Consider the following 22,524-nt stretch of genomic DNA (forward strand, 5'->3'; position numbering starts at 1 on the left):
CGAACTCACGGTTGGCGATCGTGGTGTAGGCCGCTTCGCCGAGTTTGCCGGCGTTGATCGCGGTGCCGAAGTACCGGCCGCTCTGCTGAGCCGCCGCACCGAGCGTGCTCGCCGCGGCGCCGGCGGGAGCGGTCAGGGTCAGCGCGGGGATCGTGCTGACGACGGCGAGAGCGCCGGCGACCAGGATCCGGCGAAGCCCCCGGAAGGGTCGCTGGTGGGGGTGTGGGGCGTTTGAGCCCATGCCTGAGCCTCCATAAAACGGAATCACGGAAGAGGGATCGACGCCGCGCTCCCATCGCCGGGATCGCACACCACCAGGGCGTCGCGAACGGCTGCCCGCTGCCGCGCACCACCGACCTGGCAAGGGACCGTTCCGGGGCTCAGTGTGTGGAACGCCCCGAAAAGTGTCAAGATAGCCATGAAAGTTTCGAACGCCATGCGCGGACATACGCACCCCGTGCGCGTCTCCACGGGCGACTTGGCCGAGGAAATTTTCGGACGATTGGCCCGCTGCAATTTTCATCACGGCCGTCCGTACCGATCGGTGCTGACACCCCCTAGATCAGCAGATGAGCCGCATTCCGGCCGTCACGGCGGCCCGGTACGGCGCTGGGAGTCTTGACGACACGGCACCGTCTCGTATTTGCTCCGCCTCACCACCACCTCCGGCCACGATGGAGAAAAGGAGACACACTCGGCGGCGCGACCGACCTCGCGCCCTTCCCCACGACGTGCCAGACAGCGGTGAAAGCGGGCAGAACACCACGTCCGTTTTTCTCCGGAGTGGTCGTTATGACGGCCCCGCTTATGGCGAGCAGGGCCGTCATCCACGTGATGCGGCTACTGGTTGCCGCAGGGCGTACCCCAGTTGACGGACGTGTTGACGACGTTGCTGGGCGCCGACGCGTTACCCGCGGGGTCCACCGCCACGATGGTCACCGCGTTGGTTCCGAAGATCTCCGTGTACGCGATGGTGCGCGTCCCGCCGGTGATCACTTCGAGGATGGTGCCGTTGGAACGGAGTTCGTACTCCAGAGCCGAGGCCGGGGCCTGGTCGTCGGTCGAGGCTGTCCAGCGGGCCCAGATCTCGTCGGGGCAGTAGCCGGTGCCGCCCCCGGACGCCGAGGTCAGGGTCGGCGTGCTGGGAGCGAGGACGTCGCCGGACGCGTCCGTGGTCACGGTCAGCGGGGCGCTGGGCGCAGACAGGTTGCCGCCGCTGTCGACGGCGCGTACGGACAGGCTGTAGGTGGTTCCGGGTTCGAGTTGGCGGACCCACATCCTGGACGAGGACAGGATCGGGCTGCCGGCCGGCCGGACGTCGTACACGTTGGGGCTGGGCACCCCGTTGACCAGGACCTCGTACCTGATCGGCCCGAAGTCGTCGGTCGAGTTCGACCAGTTCAGCAGAGCGGTGGACGCGGTGACGCTGTCGACGGGGGTCCCGTGCACGTTGTTCGCCAGCGTGAGCGCGCTCGGCGCGGAGGGCGCGAGGACGTCCGGCTGCGTGGTGACGTTGACGATGTTGCTCGGCAGCGACCAGTTCCTCCCATCCCAGGCCTGTACGCGGAACGGATACGTCACGCCGGGACGCAGCCCGGTGAAGGACGCCGTCGTCGTCGGATGGTCGACGTAGACGACGGGGGTCAGCCCGGGAGCCCACGCGGCGTACCAGACGACCTTGACGTTGTCGGTCGAGCGGTTCCACGCGAGGGTCACGCCGGTCTGCGTCACGGCGGTCGAGCGGAGGTTGCCGGGAGCCGACGGAGGCCGGGTGTCCACCGCGGCGATCGCCGGACTTCCGGTCAGCAGGACCACGCCTGCTGCGATCGTGAGGAGCTTGAGGGCTGTGCGCACGAGACCACCTCTCAACTGATGTTGGTGAAGTGGCATACCGGCGCCGAAGCCCAGCGGGATTCACCCGTGTGAATAACGCATTGATAACAGCCTCACCGGGCGTACGCGACCGCGAGCAGGAACCAGCCCGTATGCGGAATCCACTGCTCGGCCCAGCGCCACGAGTCCCCTTCCGGCGCATCGGCCGGCAGAAACGCGACATCCTCCTCGTCGCTCCACCCGGACGTGATCCCGTTCACGATCCCCCCGGGGATATTCGGAAAATCCGACGTGTAGTCCGGGTTGTTGCGCCCACGCCCTTGAATCATCGACACGTCGAAAGGATTGCGTCCCGTGATCCAGGCGAGCTGGTCGTCCGCGAATACGTGCAACCGCCGCCGGTCCTCCTCGCCGACCCGATCGAGCGCGGCACACGCCGACGCGGCCACCGCGAGCGAGGCGATCGTCGCATTCTCGCCCTGCCACCAATACCCGGTCTCGTTGGCATGCGGAAAGAAGAAGGCGTCCCTGGCCTCCCCACCCGCCGGCTGCACCCGCTGCCGTGGATAACCGAACGGATTGGCCACCGCGTACGTCCGCTCCAACGTGTCCAGCATCGCCCGCACCGCCACCTCCTCCGCCCGTACGGCCTCCGGCGCGTCCCCCATGACCTCGGCGAACCTCAGCAGCGCCAGCACCGGCAACCCCGCCTCGGCGGCATGAAAGAACGGCCGCCCCTCGACGTCGGCCACGAACCAGCCCGGACTTTCCCCGTCGCCGGTGTAGCGCGCCACGAGTGCGCGGGCCCGCCTCCTGGCCGCCTCCCGCGCACCGTTGAACGACGCCGCCACCAGCTCGGAAGCGGCCAGCAACGCGGCATAGTCATCGACGATGGACTCGGTTCCGTCATCGAGATATTCGAGATTGTGTTTCTCTAGGTGCTCGAATCCGACCCGCGCCGCCTCCAGGTATTCAGCCCGGCTGAACTCCCCGTCGTCGTCCTGCCTGGCCGCCCGCGCGAGCGCCGCGATGGCCAGCCCGCCGCCCTGCCGATAGGCGGCCTGATAACGGTCGGTGCGTACGCACTCGGGCAGCGGCGCGGTCACCACCCGCTCGTCCAGACGCTTGGTCAGCGCGTCGAATATCCCGGTGTAGAAGTACCCCTCAGCCGACCGGAACCTGACCAGGAAGTCAGCTCCCCACAACGCCTCGTCACGCAGCCGCGCACTCAGCGACTTCACCAAACCCGGATGACGCTCGGCAATCGCGTCCCGCGCCGCCAGCATCGCCCAGGCACACAACGGAATCTGCTGCGGACTCATCGTCCGCGTATAAGTCAGATGGCTGAGAAACTTACTCGTATCCCCACTCGCATCAAGCCACCCCCCACGCGCATCGACAGTGGCCCCGGACTCGTCCCCCCAGAACGCCGCCCGGCGATCCTTACGATCAATCTCCCCACTGGACCGCATGGCCTTGAAATAAGCGAGCACATCCGACATCGTCTGCCGCTGCAACCGATCCTCCGCCACCACGAAGGTCTCGCCCCGCACACCCCCCACCCGTACGGCATAACGCCCCGCTGCCAACCCCTCCGGAAGCTCCACCCGCACGTACGGCCCGACACTCCACCCAGGCACCTTCTCAACCGCCCCCACCACCAGCGGAACGGCCGCCGAACCATCCTCCGGCACCAGCGACACCCGCCCAGGCGGCACCCCATCCGGCAACCGCACCACTACGGCCTTCGAGGCACCCAAGCCATAACCGAGGTGGCCACCGTGAACAACAGGAGTGTCATCGTTTGAGCGCATCTGCGAGTACCGCCCCTTACCGTCCCGTCTGAGAAGATCATGTCGAGGATATCCATCGTTCGGCGGGCGGAACTCTGAGATCCTGCAGAGGTGAGTGATCCGTTCCTCGGTCTCGCCATGGGAATCGTGAAAGCCGCCTGCAAAGTCTGGCTCAAAGATCACGAATTCGCCGCCGAGGCCAGTGGGTCGGTTGTCGACCTGGTCCAGTCGAGAGTCACGGACGTGCGCGAGCAGCGCCGGCTCAAGAGGCTCTTCGAGCAGTTCGAAGAGCGCATCGCCGACCAGTTCGTGGACGCGCTCTCCGCCGAGTTCGCCACCGTGCCGGAAAACGAGCGCACCGCGGCCGTTCTCGCCGCGTCGGACGTTCTGGACCGGGCGCGGTTGCTCGACGAGGACGTCTTCGCCGCCGACCTCGATCCTCTCTACTTGGAGCGGAACCTCCGCCGGGACGAGGAGAGTTTCGTCAGGGATCTGTCGCCCAACGCGCTCCCCATCTACGAGCGGATCCTCAGCGAGGGCAGTGCCTACATCATCGAGGTCGCGGCCACGCTGCCACAGTTTCAGACCGGAGCGTTCCGGGCCATTCTGCAACGCCAGGAGGCTCTTCTCACCGCGATCGACACCCTCACTGAACGCATTCCCCGGACGACCCCCGGAGATCCCGACGCCGACTTCGAGGTGGCCTACCGTCGCCAGGTGGTCAACCGCCTCGACCGGATCGAATTGTTCGGGGCCACGCTTTCCGCCGGTGTGCACCGGTATCCCCTGAGTGTCGCCTACATCAGCTTGAGCGCGTTGAACGAGCGCCCACAGATCCAGCGCCACGAGCAGCCTGTTCGCCCCGAGCAGAGAAGAGAGCCTCTCCCCGGCTCCGACGAACCATCGGAACTCCCACTGGCATTATCTATTCTCAAATCCCATGGATCTATCTTTGATTTGTGGCCGAAATTGTCCCCCGACGAGTCGTGGGCTGCGGCCATCTATTTCTCTTATGTGAATAGTATCGGCTTCGAAGAGAGCGCCTTCGACGCGGAAGAGGTCCCGGTCTCGCTCGCCGATTCCGGTGCGGTCCACCGAGTCGACGACGTCCTCGCGGGTGCGACACGCCTCTTCTTCCGCGGCGAGGCCGGTTCCGGGAAGACCACGCTGCTGCAGTGGCTGGCGGTGCGCAGCGCCAAACGGGATTTCGCCCAACGCCTCTGGGAGTGGAACGACCTGGTTCCGTTCTTCATCCCGCTCAGGAAGTTCGTGGGCCAGGAGCTGCCGCCGCCCGAGGCGATGGTCCTGCACGTGGGGCGGCACATCGCCGACGAGATGCCGTCCGGCTGGGTCCACCGGATTCTCCGGGACGGCCGCGCGCTCGTCCTGGTCGACGGCATCGACGAGCTGCCGGAGGACGAGCGCACCAATGCGAAGGACTGGCTGGAGACGCTGACGACGGAGTATCCGTACGCGCGCTATGTGGTCACCTCCCGGCCGGCCGCCGCCGGCGCGGACTGGTTGCGACGCGAGGACTTCGGCGCGGCGTCCCTGCAGACCATGGGCTGGACGGACATCAAGGAGTTCATCGAGCACTGGCATCGCGCCTGCGGGGCCGACCTGGAGGGCACGCCGGAGGAGCGGGACCTGGTCGTCCACCAGAACTCTCTGCTCGCGGCCATCCGCGCCCGCCGCCACCTGCGCCAGCTCGCGACGAATCCGCTGCTCTGCGCGCTCATGTGCGCCCTGTACTTCGACCGCCGGATGCAGCTTCCCCATGACCGGATGGAGCTGTACCGGGTCGCGCTCGAAATGCTGCTGGAACGCCGGGAGCGCGAGCGCGGCAGCCTCGCGGGACGGCACCTGTCGAAGACCGACCAGATCATCCTGCTCCAGGATCTGGCCTACTGGCTGATCCGGAACGGCTGGTCCGACGCTCCGACGGATCGCGTCGTCGAACGGCTCGGCAAGCGCCTGGAGTTCATGCCGAGATCGCTGGGCGATCCGGCGGAGGTCCTCGACACGCTGCTGCTCCGGAGCGGTGTGATCAGGGAGCCGGTGGCCGGGCGGATCGACTTCATCCACCGCACGTTCGAGGAGTATCTCGCGGCGAAAGCGGCGATCGAGGCCGATGACATGGGTCTTCTGGTGGAGCAGGCCCACAACGATCAGTGGCGGGAGGTCGTCATCATGGCGGCCGGTCACGCCCAGCCGCGCCAGCGGACCGAGCTGTTCCGGCTGCTCCTCGCGCGGGCGGAAGGCGACGAGACGTCTGCGAGGACGCTCCGGCTGCTGGCCGTCGCGTGCTTCGAGACCTCCGCCGAGCTGGAACCGCCGATCCGCGACCGGATCCAGTCGATGGCCGCGGAACTGCTGCCGCCCAACGATGTGGACGACGCCGAGTCATTGGCGATGGCCGGGGATTTCGTCATCGACCTGCTGACGGTGCGGACGATCGAGACGCCGCGGCAGGCCGCGGCCGTCGTCCGTACGGCTTCGCTGATCGGGGGCGAGGCGGCGGTCAGGGTGATCGGGGATGTGGCGGCGCGCTACAGCGACACCATGGTCAGTGCGGAACTGCTGCTCGCATGGCGCAGCTTCGACCCCGACGAGTACGCGGAGAACGTGTTGCGCCACGCCTCCGGCGTCACCGAAGTCAGCCTCGACGACCCCACCCGAGTCAGGGCCATCCGCCATCTGAACGCGTTGACCTCGGTCAAGTGGCGGCTGCACAAGGGCTCCGGAGACCTCTCGGGCATCGCGGAGATCCATGGTCTGACCGCGCTCGATGTCGAGATGGATCCGCAGCTCACCGACCTGTCCCCGCTGGCGAGTCATCCAGGGCTGGAGGTGCTGCGGCTGAATGAGACGGGAACCTGCGACCTGACCCCGTTGGCGAGCATGCCCCGGTTGAAGGTTCTGGACCTGAACGCGGGCGCTGCCAAGGACATCAAGGTGCTTCACCAGCTCCGGGAGGTCCAGGCGCTGACCCTGCGGGGTCTCCGCCGAAGCCCGAGCGGGAACATGTTGCCGAGGTCGCCGCTCACGGTGCTACGGCTCGCGCAGTGTTCGGGGTTCACGGATCTCCAGCAGCTCGCGAACTGCGACCAGCTGAAGGATCTGGAAGGGCTGGAGCTCCTGGAAAGGGTCGGGCTGCGGAGTCTGGCGGGGATCGAGAAGTGGAGCCGGACGCTGACCACGCTGACTCTCGGCGATGCCGTGGTCCGGGATCTGTTCCGGATCGCCGCGCTGCGCAATCTCGTCTTTCTCGATCTGGGCCGATTCCCGGCCAACCTCGATCTTCTCGCTCCGACGCTTCCCGTCAAGATTCTGCGCGTCGCCACCCAGCCTGACGTCAACTCACTTGAGGGGGTCGCCCGCCTGCCCGGCCTCACCCAGCTCATCATTACCGGGAGCGGACTGCTGGACCTGTCGCCTTTCACCGGTGTGACAGGTCTCACGATTCATGTCTCACCTCAGCACGAGGTGAGAGGAGATCACGCCCTGGGCGAAGGGTCGAGTGTGATGGGCAGGCTCTGACCATGTCCGCACACGTCTGCGAGATCGACGGGCTGCACGGCCGCTGCCTGCCGAAATACGCGGCGTGTACCCCCCTTATACGCCCCTCCCGTATCCAGGCTTCGCCATCCATTCGCGAGCTGGTACGGGAGGCCACACGTGGCTCGTCGTTTAGCAGGGGTTGCGATCACCGCGTTGATGACGGGAGGTGCGATCTTCGGAGGCCTGACCGGGGGGCAGGCGTCAGCGCAGACCCGGGAGAGAGTAGAGCTCCTGTCGGAACGCGGCGAGACCACGGAGATCTTCGCCAACCCCGACGGATCGTTCACCCGGTACGAATACCTCCGCCCGGTCTGGGCGAAGTCGCAGAACGGCGCCTGGGTACGCCCCGACGCCACCCTGCGGGAACGCCCCGACGGCACGATCGCCCCGATCGCGCCCACGTTCCCGATCGTGTTCAGCGGCGGCGGCGACGCCCCGATGGCCAAGGCGAGCCGGGGCGGCACCGAACTGACCCTCGGCTGGCCGGGCCCGCTGCCCGAACCGGTCATCAAGGGCAACGTCGCGCTCTACCCCGAGGTGCTCAAGGGCGTCGACCTGGAGGTCGAGGCCGAACTCGACGGATTCACCCACTACCTGGTGGTGAAGAACCGCGAAGCCGCCGCCAACCCGGCGCTGCGCAAGCTGTCCCTGAAGACCACGACCAAGGGCCTGTCCCTGGGCGTCGACGCCAGGACCGGCGCGGTCAGCGCCAAGGACGCCGGCGGCAACCTGGTCCTGGGCGGCGCGACCCCCACCATGTGGGACGGCGACACCGAGAAGCCCGTCAAGGCCGAGGTACGCGCGGGCGCCCTCGACCTCGTCCCCGACCCCGCCCTGCTGGACGACCCCGGCGCCCAGTTCCCCATCAAGATCGACCCGTCGTTCAGCGGCCGCCGCAACCACTGGACGGTGGTCCGCGAACTCGCCCCCACCACGTCGTACTACGACCGGCTGACGATCAACAGTGACGACGGCACCGCGGGCGTGCTGCGCGCCGGCATCTCCGACGGCAAGAAGGCGCGCTCGTTCGTCCAGCTGAACATCGCCGGGGTGTCCGGGACCGTGGTCAGCAAGGCCACGTTCCGCGTGTGGCACTCCTGGTCGGCCAAGGACTGCGGCAACGGCAACAACAGCGGCGGTTCCGTCGCGGCCTGGCACACCGGCACGATCAGCGGCTCCACCACCTGGAACGCGCAGCCGTCCTGGATCGCCTCGCAAGGCCACGACAACAAGGTCGTGCGCCGCTACGACGGCGGTTACAACGACAAGTGCCCGGCCGGCGCTCAGGAGTACAACGTCACCACCGTCGTGAAGAACGCGGCCGCGGCCGGCGCCACGAACATGACGCTGGGGCTGCGCGCCGTCAGCGAGACCGACCAGTGGGCGTGGAAGCGCTACAAGGTCACCAGTGACGCCAACCACGCGCACAACCCGGTGCTGGCCATCGACTACAACTCCTACCCGGCGGCGCCCGACCAGCTCACCGTCTCGTCCCAGCCCTGCGTGACCGGCGCCGCGCGGCCGTGGATCTCGTCCCACACGGTCACGCTGAAGGCGCGGCTGTCGGACCCGGACCCCGAGACCGACATGAAGGCCACCTTCGAGTGGGCCCGCGTCAACGCCGACGGCACCTACAGCGCCGCCGTGGGCTCGGCGACCACGCCCGGCAACACCTCCACCGGCACGACCACCCAGGTCACCACCCCGGCGCTCGACGAGGGCGGCCTGTACGCCTTCCGCGCCCTCGCCAACGACGGAAGCCTCAACAGCAAGGCGTACAGCGCCTGGTGCGAGTTCGGCGTGGACACCGTCGGCCTGGACACCGAGCCGGCCGTGACCTCGGCCGACTACCCGTCCGACGGCGAGTACCACGGCGCGCCCGGCCAGACCGGCACGTTCACCTTCAGCGGCGGCGGCTCCGACGTCACCGGCTTCAAGTACGGCTGGGCCGAACCGCCCACCACGTACGTCGCCGGCGCGCCGGCCACCCTTCAGCTCACACCGCCGCCGCCGAACCCGGCCAGCCCCACCCGCCCCGGCCAGCTCACCCTGTACGTGCGCGCCGTGGACCGGGCCGGCCACGAGGGCCCGATCAAGCCGTACGTCTTCCTCGTGGGTTCCGCCGCCGGCCAGGCCGTCGTGTCCTTCGGAGGCCGACGGTGAGAAAGAGCCTGTCGTTACTGATCGGGGCGGCTCTGCTGCTGCCCTCCGCCGTTCCCTTACCCGCCGCCGCGGCGGCGCCCGAGCGGTTGAGCGCCCAGGACGACACGTCCGTCCCGGGCAGCGCCCTGCCGCCGGTGGAGATCCTCGAACCGAAGACCGGCAAGCCCTTCGTCGGCACCACGCCCGTGTGGCCGCGGGCCGGGCTCACTGTGACCACGAACCTGGTGGCCGGGCAGTCCGCGCGTCCCGAGGGCATGCCGGTGGCGATCAGGTCGGCCAGCGCCGGCCGGGTCAAGCTGGAGGTGCTCGACTCGCCCGGCCTGACGCTGCGGGTCACCTCCGACACGTTGGCGAACGGCAAGGCGCTCGTGCCGTCGGCGACCGTGAGCGTGGACTACACGGCGTTCCGCGACGCGTACGGCGCGGACTGGGCCTCCCGCCTGGTGCTGGCCGCCGCGCCCGAGTGCGAGGGATGCGCGCCCACGCCGCTGACCTCCAAGAACGAGGCGGGCGCGGTGTCGGCGCTGGTCGGGCTGCCGGCCACGCTGATGGTGCAGGCGGCGTCCGCCGGGCCGTCCGGCGACTACAGCGCGACCTCGTTGCAGCCGTCGGCCACGTGGACGGCGGGCGGCTCGGCGGGTGACTTCTCCTGGAGTTACCCGTTCCGGGTGCCGCCGGCGGTGGGCGGGCCTTCGCCGGGCCTGACGCTGGCGTACTCCTCCTCGTCGGTGGACGGCAGGATGGCCGCCTCCAACAACCAGCCGTCGTGGGCCGGTGAGGGCTTCGAACTGTCCACCGGGTTCATCGAGCGCCGCTACAAGTCGTGCGGGGACGACACCAAGGACGGCAACAACGCCGACCGCAAGACCGGCGACCAGTGCTGGGCGACCGACAACGCGACCCTGTCGCTCAACGGGCGGGGCGGCGACCTCGTCTTCCAGACCGGCAAGGGCTGGAAGGTACGCAACGACGAGGCCTCCCGCATCGAGCGCAAGACCGGCGCGGCCAACGGCGACAACGACGGCGAGCACTGGGTGGTGACCACGGCCGACGGCGTGCAGTACTGGTTCGGCAAGAGCGGCGCCACCGAGAGCGTGCTCACCTCGCCCGTGTACGGCAACCACACCGGCGAGCCCTGCCACGAGGACGCCTTCGCCGACTCCGACTGCACGCAGGCGTACCGGTGGAACCTCGACTATGTCGTGGATCCGTCCGGCAACACGATGACGTACACGTACAAGCGGGAGAAGAACAAGTACGCGCGCAACATCACCACCACCGACCTGGCCGAGTACGACCGGGCCGGTTACCTGACCAGGATCGACTACGGAACCCGGGACGGCTCGTCGCTGGTGCCCGCGCGGGTGGTGTTCCAGACGGCCGACCGCTGCCTGGCCAACTGCACCACCAAGAACGCCACCACCTGGCCGGACACACCGTGGGACCAGGAGTGCACCAAGTCGCCCTGCCAGACGACCGCGCCCACGTTCTGGACGGGCAAACGCCTGGCCGGGATCGTGACCCAGGTGTGGGACGCCGCGGCCGGCAAGCACGTGGACGTGGAGTCGTGGACGTTCACCCACTCCTTCCCCGACCCCGGCGACGGCACCCGCGCCGGGCTCTGGCTGGCCAAGATCTCCCACGCCGGCCGTGACGGCGTCAAGGTGCCGGACGTGATGTTCCAGGGCGTGCAGATGCCCAACCGGGTGGACACCATCGACCACTCGCCCGCCATGAACTGGTGGCGCGTCGCCGGCATCACCACCGAGACCGGCGGCAAGATCGGCGTCACCTACTCCGGCGCCGACTGCGTCGACGGCACCCGGATGCCGTCGGCGCCGGAGACCAACACCTACCGTTGCTACCCGGTCAAATGGACCCCGCCGGGCGCGGCCAATCCGCTCACCGACTACTTCCACAAGTACGTGGTGACCGCCGTCACCGAGAACGACCTGACCACCGGCGCGCCCCGCGCCATCACCAAGTACGCCTACGAGGGCACCCCCGCCTGGCACTACACCGACGACGACGGCCTGGTGAAGGCCGAGTACAAGACGTGGTCGGTGTGGCGCGGCTACGGCCTGGTCCGCACCGCCAAGGGCGACCCCGGCGACGAGCAGATCACCGAGACGTCCTTCTTCCGCGGCATGCACGGCGACAAACTGCCCTCCGGCACCCGCGCCGTCACCCTGCCGGCGGCCGGCGGCGCGCCGGCCGTCAACGACGAGGACGCGTACGCCGGCATGACCCGGCAGACCGTCACCTACAACGGCGCGGCGGCCATCGGCTCGCAGACGTTCGAGCCGTGGCAGTCGGCGGCCACCGCGACCCGCACGCTCAACGGCGTCACCGTCTCGGCCCGGTACACCGGCACTTCGGTCACCCGCGGCACCACCGTCCTGGACGGCGGCCGGCCCGCGCGCACCACGACGACGCGCAACACCTTCGACGCGTACGGCATGGTCGTCCAGGTCGAGGAGTCGGGGGACAACGCGGTCACCGGGGACGAGAAGTGCGTGAAGACCACGTACGAGCCGAGGGACACGACCGCGTGGCTGCTGTCCCTCACCCGGCGCGTCGAGCAGTACGCGGTGCCGTGCGGCACCACCCCGACGGGCAACGAGGACGTCATCGGCGACGTGCTCAACACCTACGACGCGCAGGGCCGCGTCACCAAGGTGGACACGCTGGCCACGTGGTCGCCCAAGACGTACACGACGACCTCGCGCTCGGCCTACGACGCGCAGGGCCGGATCATCGACGCCTGGGACGCTAAGGGCGGGCACGGCACCACCGCGTACACGCCCGCGGTCGGCGGGCCGCTCACCAAGACGGAGCAGACCAACGTCAAGGAGTGGACGACCACGACCGAGCACGACCCGGCGTGGGGCACCGCCACCAAGGTCACCGACCAGAACGGCCGCGTCACCGTGATGAGCTACGACGGCCTCGGCCGCCTCAGCAAGGTGTGGGGACCCGGCCGGGCGACCACCGCGAGCCCGACGGCGCAGTTCTCCTACCTGATCCGCAACGACGGCCCGGTGGCGGTGACGACGTCGCGGCTCAACGCCAACGGCGGCCAGACCACCTTCCACACGCTGTACGACGGACTGTTGCGCGTCCGCCAGTCGCAGGCCCCCGAGGCGGGCGACAAGGGCGGCCGGGTCGTGACCGACTCCTTCTACGACACGGCGGGCCGCCTCTGGAAGACCAACGACGCGTACGTGGCCGACGGCGCGCCCGTCACCTCCCTGTACGTGCCGATCGGCGACCACGTCATCCCGTCCCAGACCCGCAAGGTCTTCGACGGCGCGGGCCGGGAGACCGCCTCGGTCTTCTACTCCAAGAACGTGGAGAAGTGGCGCACCACGACCGCGCACTTCGGCGACCGCACCGAGACGACCCCGCCCCAGGGCGGCACCCCGTCGACGACGTTCACCGACGTGGCGGGCCGTACCACGCTCATGCGGCTGGCCGGGGACGACACCGCGTACGAGTACACCAGGCGCGGCCACCTCAAGAAGATCACCGACCCGGCCGGCAGCGTCTGGGAGTACCAGTACGACCTGCGCGGCAACAAGACCGTCGACAAGGACCCCGACAAGGGCACCACGACCAGCGGCTACAACGAGTACAACGAGCTGGTCTCGCTCCGGGACACCACCGGCAAGATCCTGACGTTCGGGTACGACGAGCTCGGCCGCAAGACGAACATCTCCGAGAACGGCGTCAAGCGGGCGGAGTGGATCTACGACACGCTGGTGCCCGGCCATCTCACCAAGGCCGTCCGGTACGAGGGCGGCAACGCGTACAGCCGGGAGATCACCGACTACTCCACCGACTACAGGCCGGAGACGGAGGTGTACACGGTCCCGCCGGCCGAGGGGGCGTTGGCGGGCTCCTACACCTACACCACCGCCTACTCGCCCAACGGCCTGCCGGTCTCCACCCAGCTGCCGGACGTCGACGGCACCGGCGGCCTGGCCGCCGAGACGCTCACCACCGGGTACACCGACTTCGACAAGCCGGAGACCCTGTCGGGCTACGTGGACTTGACCGCGTACACCCGGTACGGCGAGCTCGCCGTCATCGGCCGCCGCAACGGCACCGGACGGATCATGGACACCGGCTACTCCTACGAGGAGGGCACCCGACGGCTGTCCCGCCTGCTCACCACCCGCGAGGTGGCGCCGGCGACCGTCCAGGACGTGAGGTACAGCTTCGACCACGCCGGCAACCTGACCAGGGCGGCGTCGCCGGACGACACGCAGTGCTTCCGCTACGACTCACAGCGGCGGCTGACCGAGGCGTGGACACCCGGCAACGGCGACTGCGCTCCCAACCCGACGGCGACGGCGCTCGGCGGGGCCTCCAAGTACTGGCTGAGCTGGCGCTTCAACAAGGTCGGCAACCGGCTGGAGCAGATCTCCCACACCACGAGCGGCGACACCGCCACGTCGTACGGCTACTCGCCGGCGCAGCCGCACGCGGTCACCAGCACCACCACGGGCGGGACGACGGCGACCTACGCCTACGACCCGACCGGCAACACCATCCGGCGACCGTCGGCCAACGGCACCCAGACGCTCACCTGGGACAGCGAAGGCCACCTGGCCACCACATCCGACAACTCGGGCACCACCTCCTTCCTGTACGACGCCGAGGGCCAGCGGATGATCCGCCGCGACCCCGCCGGTGCCACGCTCTACCTGCCGGGGCAGGAACTGCGCGTCACCGGCGGCACTAAGGCCACCACCCGCTACTACGCCCACGCGGGCGCCACCGTCGCCGTCCGCACCCCGGCCGGGCTGACCTGGCTGGCCAGCGACCACCACGGCACCTCCTCGGTGTCGGTCCGCGCGAGCGACCAGGCCCTCGCCGTACGGAGGCAGACGCCGTACGGCACCACGCGCAGCGGGGCGGGGACCTGGCCGGCGGGCATGGACAAGGGCTTCGTCGGCGGCGTCAACGACAACACGGGCATGGTCCACCTGGGCGCCCGCGAGTACGACGCCGCCCTGGGCCGGTTCATCAGCGTGGACCCGGTGATCGACTACATGGACCCCCAGCAGATGCAGGGGTACGGGTACGCCGCCGCGAACCCGATGACGATGTCGGACGCCGACGGCCGGTGGCCCAAGATGCCGGGGTGGGTGTCGAAGGCGGGCAGCGCGCTGAAGCAGGTGGTCGACAACAACATCCAGGCGGCCTCGAAAGCGGTCTCCACGGTGGCGTCGTCGGCCGTCGCGACGTACAACAGCGCCAAGTCCGGGCTGCAGAAGATCGGCTCGGAGTTGGTCGAGCACGCCGGGGACATTTCGGCCTGGGCGGGCACGGCGTCGCTGCTGCTGTCCTTCGGGCCGCCGCCCTGCCAGGCGCTGGCCGCCGTGGCGGGTGTGGTGTCCTTCGGCTTCGGCGTCGTCGACGCGGTCAAGCAGTGCTCCGACCGCAAGCCGATCGACTGCGCGGTGGCGTCGGTGAGCCTGATCCCGGGCGCGGCGGGCCTGAAGTCGAGCATCAAGGCCGGGCGCGCGTCGATCAACATCCTCAAGGCGCGCAACGCGCTGAAGACCGCCCAGGGGGACCTGAAGGACGCCGCCGATATCGCCGACAACCTGTACAGCCAGCCGCTGCCCGGCCTGACCAACCCCAACCGGGCGGCCGCGCTGCACGACCGCAGCAACGCCATGAACGATCTGATCGCGGCACGCGAAAAGCTGAACCGGGCCAATCAGTGGTTCAACAAGTGGGACACCCGGCTGAAGGCGCCGGACCCCTGGCGGGGCACCAACATGATGTTCGCCGGCTGGAACCAGGCGTACACGAGCTGTAAGACCTGGGGCAACTGCCCGGACGACCAGCAGACGTACTTCCCGGCGGCGGTGCAGAAGGTCTCCAACATGCTCGGGATCAAGCGGCAGGGAGGGTGGATGCTCTTCTGATCTCTGATTGAGAAAGTGCCCCCGGCCGGAATCCGGCCGGGGGCACTCACCTTCGGTCTAGCGGACCCAGTCCTGCTTGATGGAGCTGCAGAGCTCCTGCGAGGCGGCGGTCGCCTTGATGCACAGTTTGTAGTAGATCTTGATGGCCGGATTGCGTGCCGTCTTGTAGGCGCTGAAGCTCTTCTCCGCCGCGCTCGTGGGAGTCGGGAAGACGATCTCGTAGTCCCAGATGTCGTCAGGGCTGAAGAACGCCCAGTGGACACTGGCGTAGATGATGCCCTTGTCTCCACGCAGCGTGAAGGAGTTCCGCCCCTTCGACGGGTTGTGGGTGCCGGAGTTGTACCAGGCCCACGCCACGTCCTTCTGGTTCCACTTGTAGACGATCAAGCTCGTGTGGGCGTTGGCCGGCGTGACGGCGCCGGCCACGAGACCACACGTGACGGCCAGGGTGATCAACATTCGGCGGGTGATTCGTCGCATAGGTGCTCCCTTGACGCTTTGGTGTCCGAGGGAACGTTACGGATCACCCGTATAAGATCCGTATATCCGCTTTATTAGGTAGTGGGTATCCAAGAACGCCCATGTCACGATAGGGCTGACTCCAACCCGTTAGATCGTGACCGCACCGTCGGACGCGGAGCCGACCGTGGCCACGTACTTGGCCAGGACGCCGCGTTCGACCGGCCGTTCCGGGCGGGACCACGCCCGGGCCCGCAGGTCCAGTTCGGCCGGGTCGACGCGCAGGTCGAGGGTGCGCGCCGCCGAGTCGACGACCACGGTGTCGCCGTTCTGGACCAGCGCGAGCGGCCCGCCCCGGTACGCCTCCGGAGCCACGTGGCCGATGACGAGTCCGTGGGACACGCCGGAGAAGCGGCCGTCGGTGACGAGGGCGACGTCCAGGCCCTGTCCGACGAGGGCGCCGGTGATCGACAGCATCTCCCGCATGCCGGGGCCGCCCGCGGGGCCCTCGTACCGGACGATGACGACGTCGCCGTCGATGATCTGCCGAGCCTGGATGGCGGCGAAGCAGGCTTCCTCACCGTCGAACACCCTGGCCGGGCCGCTGAATACGAAATCGGGCTTTCCGCCGAGCTTGAGCACGCACCCGTCGGGCGCGAGCGACCCGCGCAGCACGGCGAGCGCGCCGGGACCCTTCACCGGCGCGGCCACGGTTCGCACGACCTCCTGGCCGGGTTCCTCCCGCGCCTCCCCGGCGACCTCGGCGAGGGTACGGCCGTCCACGAGGACGACGTCCTCGCGCAGCAGCCCGGCGTCCAGCAGTCGCCGTACGACCAGCGAGGTTCCGCCCGCCCGCCACAGGTCGGCGGCACTGTGCGGCCCCGCCGGCTTGACCCCGGCGACGATCGGCACCTGGTGGCAGATCCGGTCGATGTCGTCGATCGCCAGCGGCACGCCCGCCTCGCGCGCGATGGCCAGCAGATGCAGCACCGAGTTCGTGGAGCCGCCCATCGCGGCCACCGACACGATCGCGTTGTGCAGCGACGCTTCGGTGATCACGCGGGACGGGCGGGCGTCGCGGGCGAGCGCGTCCATCACGATCTCGCCGACCAGCCGGGCGGCGTCGTTCTTGGCCGGCGCCACCGCCGGGATGTCGCCCACGCCGAACGGCGCCAGGCCGAGGAAGTCGCAGATGCCGCTCATCGTGTTGGCCGTGTACTGGGCCGCGCACGTGCCCGCGCCGGGGCAGGCGTGCCGGGCCAGGTCGTCCACGTCGTCCTGGGTGAGCTTGCCCACGCTGCGCTCGCCGAGGGCCTCCCACATGTCCTGGATCGTCACGTCGCGGTCGCGCCACCGGCCGGGCATCATGCTGCCGCTGTAGAGGACCACCGACGGCACGTCCAGGCGGCTCAGCGCCATGATCGCGCCGGGGGCGGTCTTGTCGCAGCCGACGATCGCGACGATGGCGTCGAACTGGTGGGCGCGGCCCATCAGCTCGATCGAGTCGGCGATGACCTCCCGGCTGACCAGCGAGGCGCGCATGCCGGGCGTGCCCATGGTGAGGTTGTCCGACACGGCGATCGTGTTGAACTCCATCGGCGTTCCGCCCGCCTGCCGTACGCCTTCGGCGACGTGGGCGGCGAGTTCGCGGTGGGTGAGGTTGCAGGGCATGGTGCCGGTCCACGTGGAGGCGATGCCGATCTTGGGGCGGCGCATGTCCTCGTCGGTCAGGCCCATCGCGTACAGGTGGGAGCGCGCGGGTGCGCGGTCGGGGTCGTCGGCGATGCTCATGCGGTCTCCCTCGTGGTGGCGACGGGCAGGTCGAGGCCGAGCAGCCGGGCCGCGTTGCCCGCGAAGATCAGTTCGCGGTCGCGGGCCGAGAGGTTGAGCTCGTCCGCGATCCTGACCTGTTCTTCGGCGTACCTGCGGATATATCCCCACGGGAAGTCGCATGAGTCGGTCCCGAACAGGATGCGCTCAGGCCCGAACGTCTCGTGGAACTTGCGCAACAGCGCCTTCTGGTCCAGCTCGTACGGCATCCAGCGGGTCCACTCGTGGTTGCTGGAGCTGTCCACGTGCACGTTGGCGTTGGACCAGCCCAGGCGGAGCAGCTCCGCGGGGTAGCCGCAGCCGTAGTGCGCCACGACGAAGTTCACCGTGGGGAAGGCCTTGGCGACGTCGTGCAGGGCGAGCGGGTCCATGTTGGGCGCCCAGCCGAGGCCGCCGCCGCCGTTGACCGGGCCGAAGTGGAGCACGACGGGCAGCGCGTGCGCCTCGACGACCTCCCACACGGGCCACAGCGACCGGTCGGCCAGTGGCACGGTCACCCAGGGCGCGATGACCTTGTAGCCGCGCAGGCCGATCTCCACGGCGCGGCGCAGTTCGGTGGCGGCGCCGGGGGAGCAGGGCTGGTGGTTGGCGAATCCGACGAACCGGTCCGGGTGGGCGGCCACGACCTTCGCCAGCCGGTCGTTGCCGCCGCCCGACATGAACACCACGCGCTCCAGCCCGAAATCATCGGCCTCGGCCCGCCACGCCTTCGCCAGTTCCTCCGTCGTACGCGTCTCCGGGGTGGTGGGCGGCAGGCTTCGGGCTCTGCGTACCCGGTCGGCGTACTTGGCGGAGTTCTCCCGCAGGACGGCGAGTTTGGCGGGGCCGCAGACGTGCTCGTATTCGGCGTCGAGCCGGTCCTGGGTGGGTTCCTCGCCGGGGAAGTGGCAGTGAAAGTCGATGATCACTTGACGCGCACCCGGTTCCGCAGCACGCCCACGCCCTCTACCTCGCACTCGACGACGTCGCCGTCCTTCAGCCAGAGTTGAGGGTTGCGGCCCATGCCGACGCCGTGCGGGGTGCCGGTGGCGATGACGTCGCCGGGGTTGAGCGTCATGTACTGGGACAGATAGGAGATGATCTCGGGAATCCGGAAGATCATCTCGCTGGTGCTGCTGTCCTGGACGGTCTCCCCGTTGACGCGGGCACTGATGGCCAGCGCGTGCGGGTCCGCGATCTCGTCAGCGGTCACGATCCATGGCCCAAGCGGACAGAACCCATCGAAGTTCTTCCCCCGGAACCACTGCCCATCCGCGAACTGCGCATCCCGCGCCGACACGTCATCCGCGACCGTGTACCCGAAGACGTGCGCCCCCGCCTCTTCCGGGCTGACGTTCCTGGCCGGAGCCCCGATGACAACGGCCAACTCGGCCTCCCAGTCAAGCTGCCCGGTACTCCCGGCAGCGACCACGATGTCGTCCACAGGCCCAGCCAACGTCTGCGCCGTCTTGACGAAGGCAAGCACCTTCGACGGAGTCTCCAGACCGGTCTCCCGGATGTGATCGGCATAGTTGAGCCCGATACAGATGATCTTCTGCGGATTGGCCAGCGGACTGAGCAGGCTGACATCGGCGAGCGGCACCGCAGCCCCGGCAGGAACGAATGACCCACCGGCAGCGATAAGGTCTCGCACGGCATCGGCCATGAAGCCCCCGGCCTCCTCAGCAACCGGGACAACGACATCGCCTTCAACGAGCCCGCCCCAAACGCGACCGTCTGACGCGCGATAACGAACAATACGCATGATCGAAACTCCGGAGATAGAAGATTGTGAGCGCTTCTCGGCGAGGACCCGGCTAGTCGAAGGCGGGTAGGAAGCGTTTCTGTTCGGTGAGGAGGGCGTCGGTTAGTTTGGTGGCGGCGGTTGGGTCGGTGACGGCGCCGTCGGCGATGACGGCTTCGATGGCGAGGTCGCGGGAGCCGGTCATCGCGGCCTCGATGGCCAGGTACACCGAGGTAAGGCGGCGGGCCAAGATCGCGGTGAGTGGGGCAGGCAGGTCGGGGACCGCGATGGGGCGGAGGCCGCGGGCGGTGGCGACGCCGGGGATCTCCAGGGCCGCGTCGCCGGGCAGACCAGGGACGGCTCCGTTGTTGGGCACGTTGACCGAGAACATCGCCCGCTCGTCCCTCATGATCGAGCGAATGACGGCGATCAGCTGCTCCTGCTCGCCGGTAGACCGATCGAAGATCGTTTCATCCAGCGGGGCCTGCCCGAGCGCCTGGGCGCGCATCCCCTGGTAGCGGTTCTCGCCCCACTCCAGGATCTCCGGCACCGAGAACGCATCCACCCCGAGCGTCTTGCCGTAGTACGCACCCCCCGGCCAGCGCTCAGGAAAGAACTCCACCACGTGCCGGTCGTTGGCCGCCGGATAAGCCCCGTACCGCTGGAAGATCTCCCACGAGAACGGGTTGTGCCACGCCTTGCCGTTCTCCCAGATCGAGCCGATGTCCCCAGGCTCAGGGGCCTGCGCCAGCTCGCGCGCCACCTTCTCGCGTACCACGGGCCACGCGGACTCGCCGTTGTGCCGGAAGTCGTAGATGAACGTCAGGTGGTTGATGCCGGCATACAGCGTGGAGGTCTCCTCGAACGGGAGCCCGGCGAACGCGGCCAGCTCGCGCTGCACGTGGTGCATGCCGTGACACAGCCCGACGACCCCAACGCCCGCATAGCGTGTCATCGCCTGCACATTGGCGGTCATCGGATTGCTGTAGTTGAAGAAGAAAGCCTGAGGGGCCAGCGCCTTGACGTCCTGAGCGATCTCCACCATGACCGGGACCGTACGCAGCAACCGCGAGATTCCACCAGGCATCACCGAGTCCCCGACCGGCTGGTAGACCCCGTGCTCCATGCAGACCTCATGGTCGGCCTGCCACGCGGGCCGCCCACCCACCCCGACACAGGTGACGACATAGTCGGCCCCCGGCAGCAGCTCCCGCCGATCCGTCGAGGACCGCACGGTGATCCGGTCGCCCGCCCCCTGGGCCTCGACCATCAGCGCGGCCAGCCGGGCCGCCACCTCCAGCGCCTCCTCGTTGACGTCGACGAGGCGGATCTCCCACGCCCCGAGGTCGCCGGCCGAGATCAGGTCCGCCAGCAGGCCCCTGGTGAATACGGCCGAACCGGCTCCGATGAGGACCAGGACGTTCATACGTTTCCTTCGTTAAAAGATCAGGTGGAGAGGACGGTGACACCGGCGCCTTCGAGCGCGGCCACCGCCTCGACGGGCGTGCCCGTGTCGGTCACGACCGTGTCGATGCGCGAGAGTGGCGCGATCCGTACCGCGCTGCGCTGGCTGAACTTGCTGTGGTCGGCCAGGATGACGAGCCGCTTCGCCGCCGCGATCATGTTGCGGTCGGTCTCGGCCTCGGCCAGGTGCGCGCCCAGCATCCCGTAACCCGGGTCCAGCCCGTACGCGCTGAAGAAGCCCACGTCGATGTGCACGTCCGCGAGCGCCTGCGTGGTGAGGTGCCCGAGCAGGGACAGTTCGGCGTTGCGCATGAGCCCGCCCAGCACGAGCACCTGCGCCGTCTCCGACGAGGTCCCGATGGCGTACGCGATGGCGACGGAGTTCGTCACCACGGTGATGTCGGGCACCGCGACCAGGTGCGGGACCATCTGCGCGGTGGTCGAGCCGCCGGTCAGCAGCACGGCGCTGCCGGGGGTGACGAGCTGGGCCGCGCGGGCGGCGATGCGCCGCTTCTCGTCCAGGTTGCGCACCGACCGTTCCACCATCGGCGTCTCGGCGACCTCGGGGCCGCCCTCGACGCTGACGGCGCCGCCGTGGACGCGGCGCAGCAGTCCGCGCTCGTCCATCTCGTCGAGGTCGCGCCGCACGGTCGAGACGCTCACGTTGAGCAGCGCCGCGAGGTCGTCCACGCTCACCGACCCGCGGCTGCGCACGTGGGCGAGGAGTTCGCCCCTGCGCCTCTCACTCAGCATCAGTAACCGGCCTTTCTGTCCACCAGGTTCAGCAGGGGGCGGCCCTCGACCAGCCGGCGCAGGTTCTCGGTGAACAGGACGCGGACATGATCGTGGTAGCCGGGCGCGAATCCTGCCACGTGCGGGGTGATCAGAACATTGCTTTCCGACCAGAAAGGGCTGCTTTCCGGCAACGGTTCCTGCGCGAAGACATCCGAGATGAGATGACCGACCTGACCGTTTCTGAGCGCGGCCAGCAGCGCGTCCTCGTCGACGACCCCGCCGCGTGCCCCGTTGATGACCACGGCGCCCGGTTTGACGTGGCCGAACGCCGCCGCGTCGAGCAGGTGGTGGGTCTCGTCGGTGTGCGGGACCGTCAGCACCACGTAGTCGGAGCGCGCGAGCAGGTCGTGCAGGCCGTCGGGGCCGACGACGGTCGCGGGAGTCGCGTCGTCGGCCTCGCTGAAGCGTTCACCCGTCCGTACGCCGCCGCGGCGCATGCCGATGACGTTCATGCCGAACGCGTGCGCCAAACGGCCGATCTCCTGGCCGATGCGGCCGTACCCGACGATGCCCACGGTGGAGCCGGGGAGCATGCGCGGCATCAGCCGGTTCCACCGGTAGTCCAGGTCGGGCCAGTGCCGGCGGCCGTGCAGGTCGATGAGGTGCGGCAGGTGGTGGGCGTGGGCGAGGATCATCATCAGCACCCACTCGGCGAGCGGCTTGGGCGACACCCCGCCGATGGTGGTCACGGGCACGTCGGAGGCCCACAGGTCGGTGCCCTTCAGGTGGTCGCAGCCGCTCGTGTCGAGCTGCACCCAGCGCAGCCGGGGCGCGGCCCCGGCCGCGGGGAACGCGGTGTTCGTGTAGAGCACGTCGGTCTCGGCCAGCATGCCCGCCGGGATCTCCCCGGCGTCCTTCGCCGAATACCTGCGGACCTGTACGTCGGCCGAGACCGACGCCACCGAGGCGAGCCACGCGTCGTCGAAGTCCAGCGTCACCAGCACGTTGATCATGGTTTTCC

At 68.8% G+C, this 22,524-nt stretch carries 12 protein-coding genes and 1 pseudogene; 3 read left to right on the top strand and 10 right to left on the bottom strand.

The genetic code is table 11. From position 1 onward, the window contains the following. The 3 genes and pseudogenes from Aph01nite_RS33595 to Aph01nite_RS33605 form a co-directional block, all read right to left on the bottom strand. Positions 1 to 241, bottom strand: a pseudogene (locus tag Aph01nite_RS33595) (endo-1,4-beta-xylanase); the annotation flags it as partial. A gap of 599 nt (positions 242 to 840) precedes the next feature. After that, positions 841 to 1,854 (bottom strand): fibronectin type III domain-containing protein, encoded by a 1,014-nt coding sequence (locus tag Aph01nite_RS33600; protein ID WP_204045075.1) that lies wholly within the window; start codon positions 1,852 to 1,854, stop codon positions 841 to 843. A gap of 92 nt (positions 1,855 to 1,946) precedes the next feature. Continuing rightward, a complete protein-coding gene (locus Aph01nite_RS33605) occupies positions 1,947 to 3,536 on the bottom strand; it encodes a glycoside hydrolase family 9 protein (protein WP_204045076.1) in 1,590 nt (529 codons plus the stop codon). A gap of 201 nt (positions 3,537 to 3,737) precedes the next feature. On the opposite strand from Aph01nite_RS33605, the gene Aph01nite_RS33610 reads away from it, so the two are divergent. The 3 genes from Aph01nite_RS33610 to Aph01nite_RS33620 all read left to right on the top strand — a co-directional run bounded on the left by Aph01nite_RS33610 (position 3,738) and on the right by Aph01nite_RS33620 (position 15,292). Continuing rightward, on the top strand, positions 3,738 to 7,166 hold the full coding sequence (locus Aph01nite_RS33610; RefSeq protein ID WP_204045077.1) for an NACHT domain-containing protein: 3,429 nt from the start codon (positions 3,738 to 3,740) through the stop codon (positions 7,164 to 7,166). A gap of 177 nt (positions 7,167 to 7,343) precedes the next feature. After that, complete coding sequence (locus tag Aph01nite_RS33615) at positions 7,344 to 9,350, top strand: DNRLRE domain-containing protein (RefSeq protein ID WP_204045078.1); 2,007 nt, start codon at positions 7,344 to 7,346, stop codon at positions 9,348 to 9,350. After that, the gene (locus Aph01nite_RS33620; RefSeq protein WP_204045079.1) at positions 9,347 to 15,292 is read left to right on the top strand and encodes an RHS repeat-associated core domain-containing protein; all 5,946 of its coding nucleotides are present in this window, start codon (positions 9,347 to 9,349) and stop codon (positions 15,290 to 15,292) included. The genes Aph01nite_RS33615 and Aph01nite_RS33620 overlap by 4 nt, the downstream gene beginning before the upstream one ends. A gap of 57 nt (positions 15,293 to 15,349) precedes the next feature. On the opposite strand, the gene Aph01nite_RS33625 is transcribed toward Aph01nite_RS33620, so the two are convergent. The 7 genes from Aph01nite_RS33625 to Aph01nite_RS33655 all read right to left on the bottom strand — a co-directional run bounded on the left by Aph01nite_RS33625 (position 15,350) and on the right by Aph01nite_RS33655 (position 22,516). Then, positions 15,350 to 15,772: a hypothetical protein gene (locus Aph01nite_RS33625; RefSeq protein ID WP_204045080.1), complete on the bottom strand. Its 423-nt coding sequence runs from the start codon at positions 15,770 to 15,772 to the stop codon at positions 15,350 to 15,352. A 129-nt stretch (positions 15,773 to 15,901) separates the two neighbouring features. Then, positions 15,902 to 17,542 carry a dihydroxy-acid dehydratase gene (ilvD, locus tag Aph01nite_RS33630; RefSeq protein ID WP_204045081.1) on the bottom strand — a complete coding sequence of 547 codons (1,641 nt, stop codon included), beginning with the start codon at positions 17,540 to 17,542 and terminating at the stop codon, positions 15,902 to 15,904. Continuing rightward, positions 17,539 to 18,489, bottom strand: coding sequence for an amidohydrolase family protein (locus Aph01nite_RS33635; RefSeq protein WP_204045082.1), 951 nt, complete (start codon positions 18,487 to 18,489; stop codon positions 17,539 to 17,541). Before Aph01nite_RS33635 ends, ilvD begins: the two co-directional genes overlap by 4 nt. Further along, positions 18,486 to 19,325, bottom strand: coding sequence for a fumarylacetoacetate hydrolase family protein (locus Aph01nite_RS33640; protein WP_204045083.1), 840 nt, complete (start codon positions 19,323 to 19,325; stop codon positions 18,486 to 18,488). Before Aph01nite_RS33640 ends, Aph01nite_RS33635 begins: the two co-directional genes overlap by 4 nt. Positions 19,326 to 19,377: 52 nt before the next feature. Then, on the bottom strand, positions 19,378 to 20,730 hold the full coding sequence (locus tag Aph01nite_RS33645) for a family 4 glycosyl hydrolase (protein ID WP_204045084.1): 1,353 nt from the start codon (positions 20,728 to 20,730) through the stop codon (positions 19,378 to 19,380). 20 nt (positions 20,731 to 20,750) lie between these two features. Further along, a complete protein-coding gene (locus Aph01nite_RS33650; protein WP_204045085.1) occupies positions 20,751 to 21,521 on the bottom strand; it encodes a DeoR/GlpR family DNA-binding transcription regulator in 771 nt (256 codons plus the stop codon). After that, on the bottom strand, positions 21,521 to 22,516 hold the full coding sequence (locus Aph01nite_RS33655; protein WP_204045086.1) for a D-2-hydroxyacid dehydrogenase: 996 nt from the start codon (positions 22,514 to 22,516) through the stop codon (positions 21,521 to 21,523). Before Aph01nite_RS33655 ends, Aph01nite_RS33650 begins: the two co-directional genes overlap by 1 nt. Between the last annotated feature and the right edge of the window lie 8 nt (positions 22,517 to 22,524).

Source organism: Acrocarpospora phusangensis (genome assembly GCF_016862995.1).
Lineage (GTDB): Bacteria > Actinomycetota > Actinomycetes > Streptosporangiales > Streptosporangiaceae > Acrocarpospora > Acrocarpospora phusangensis.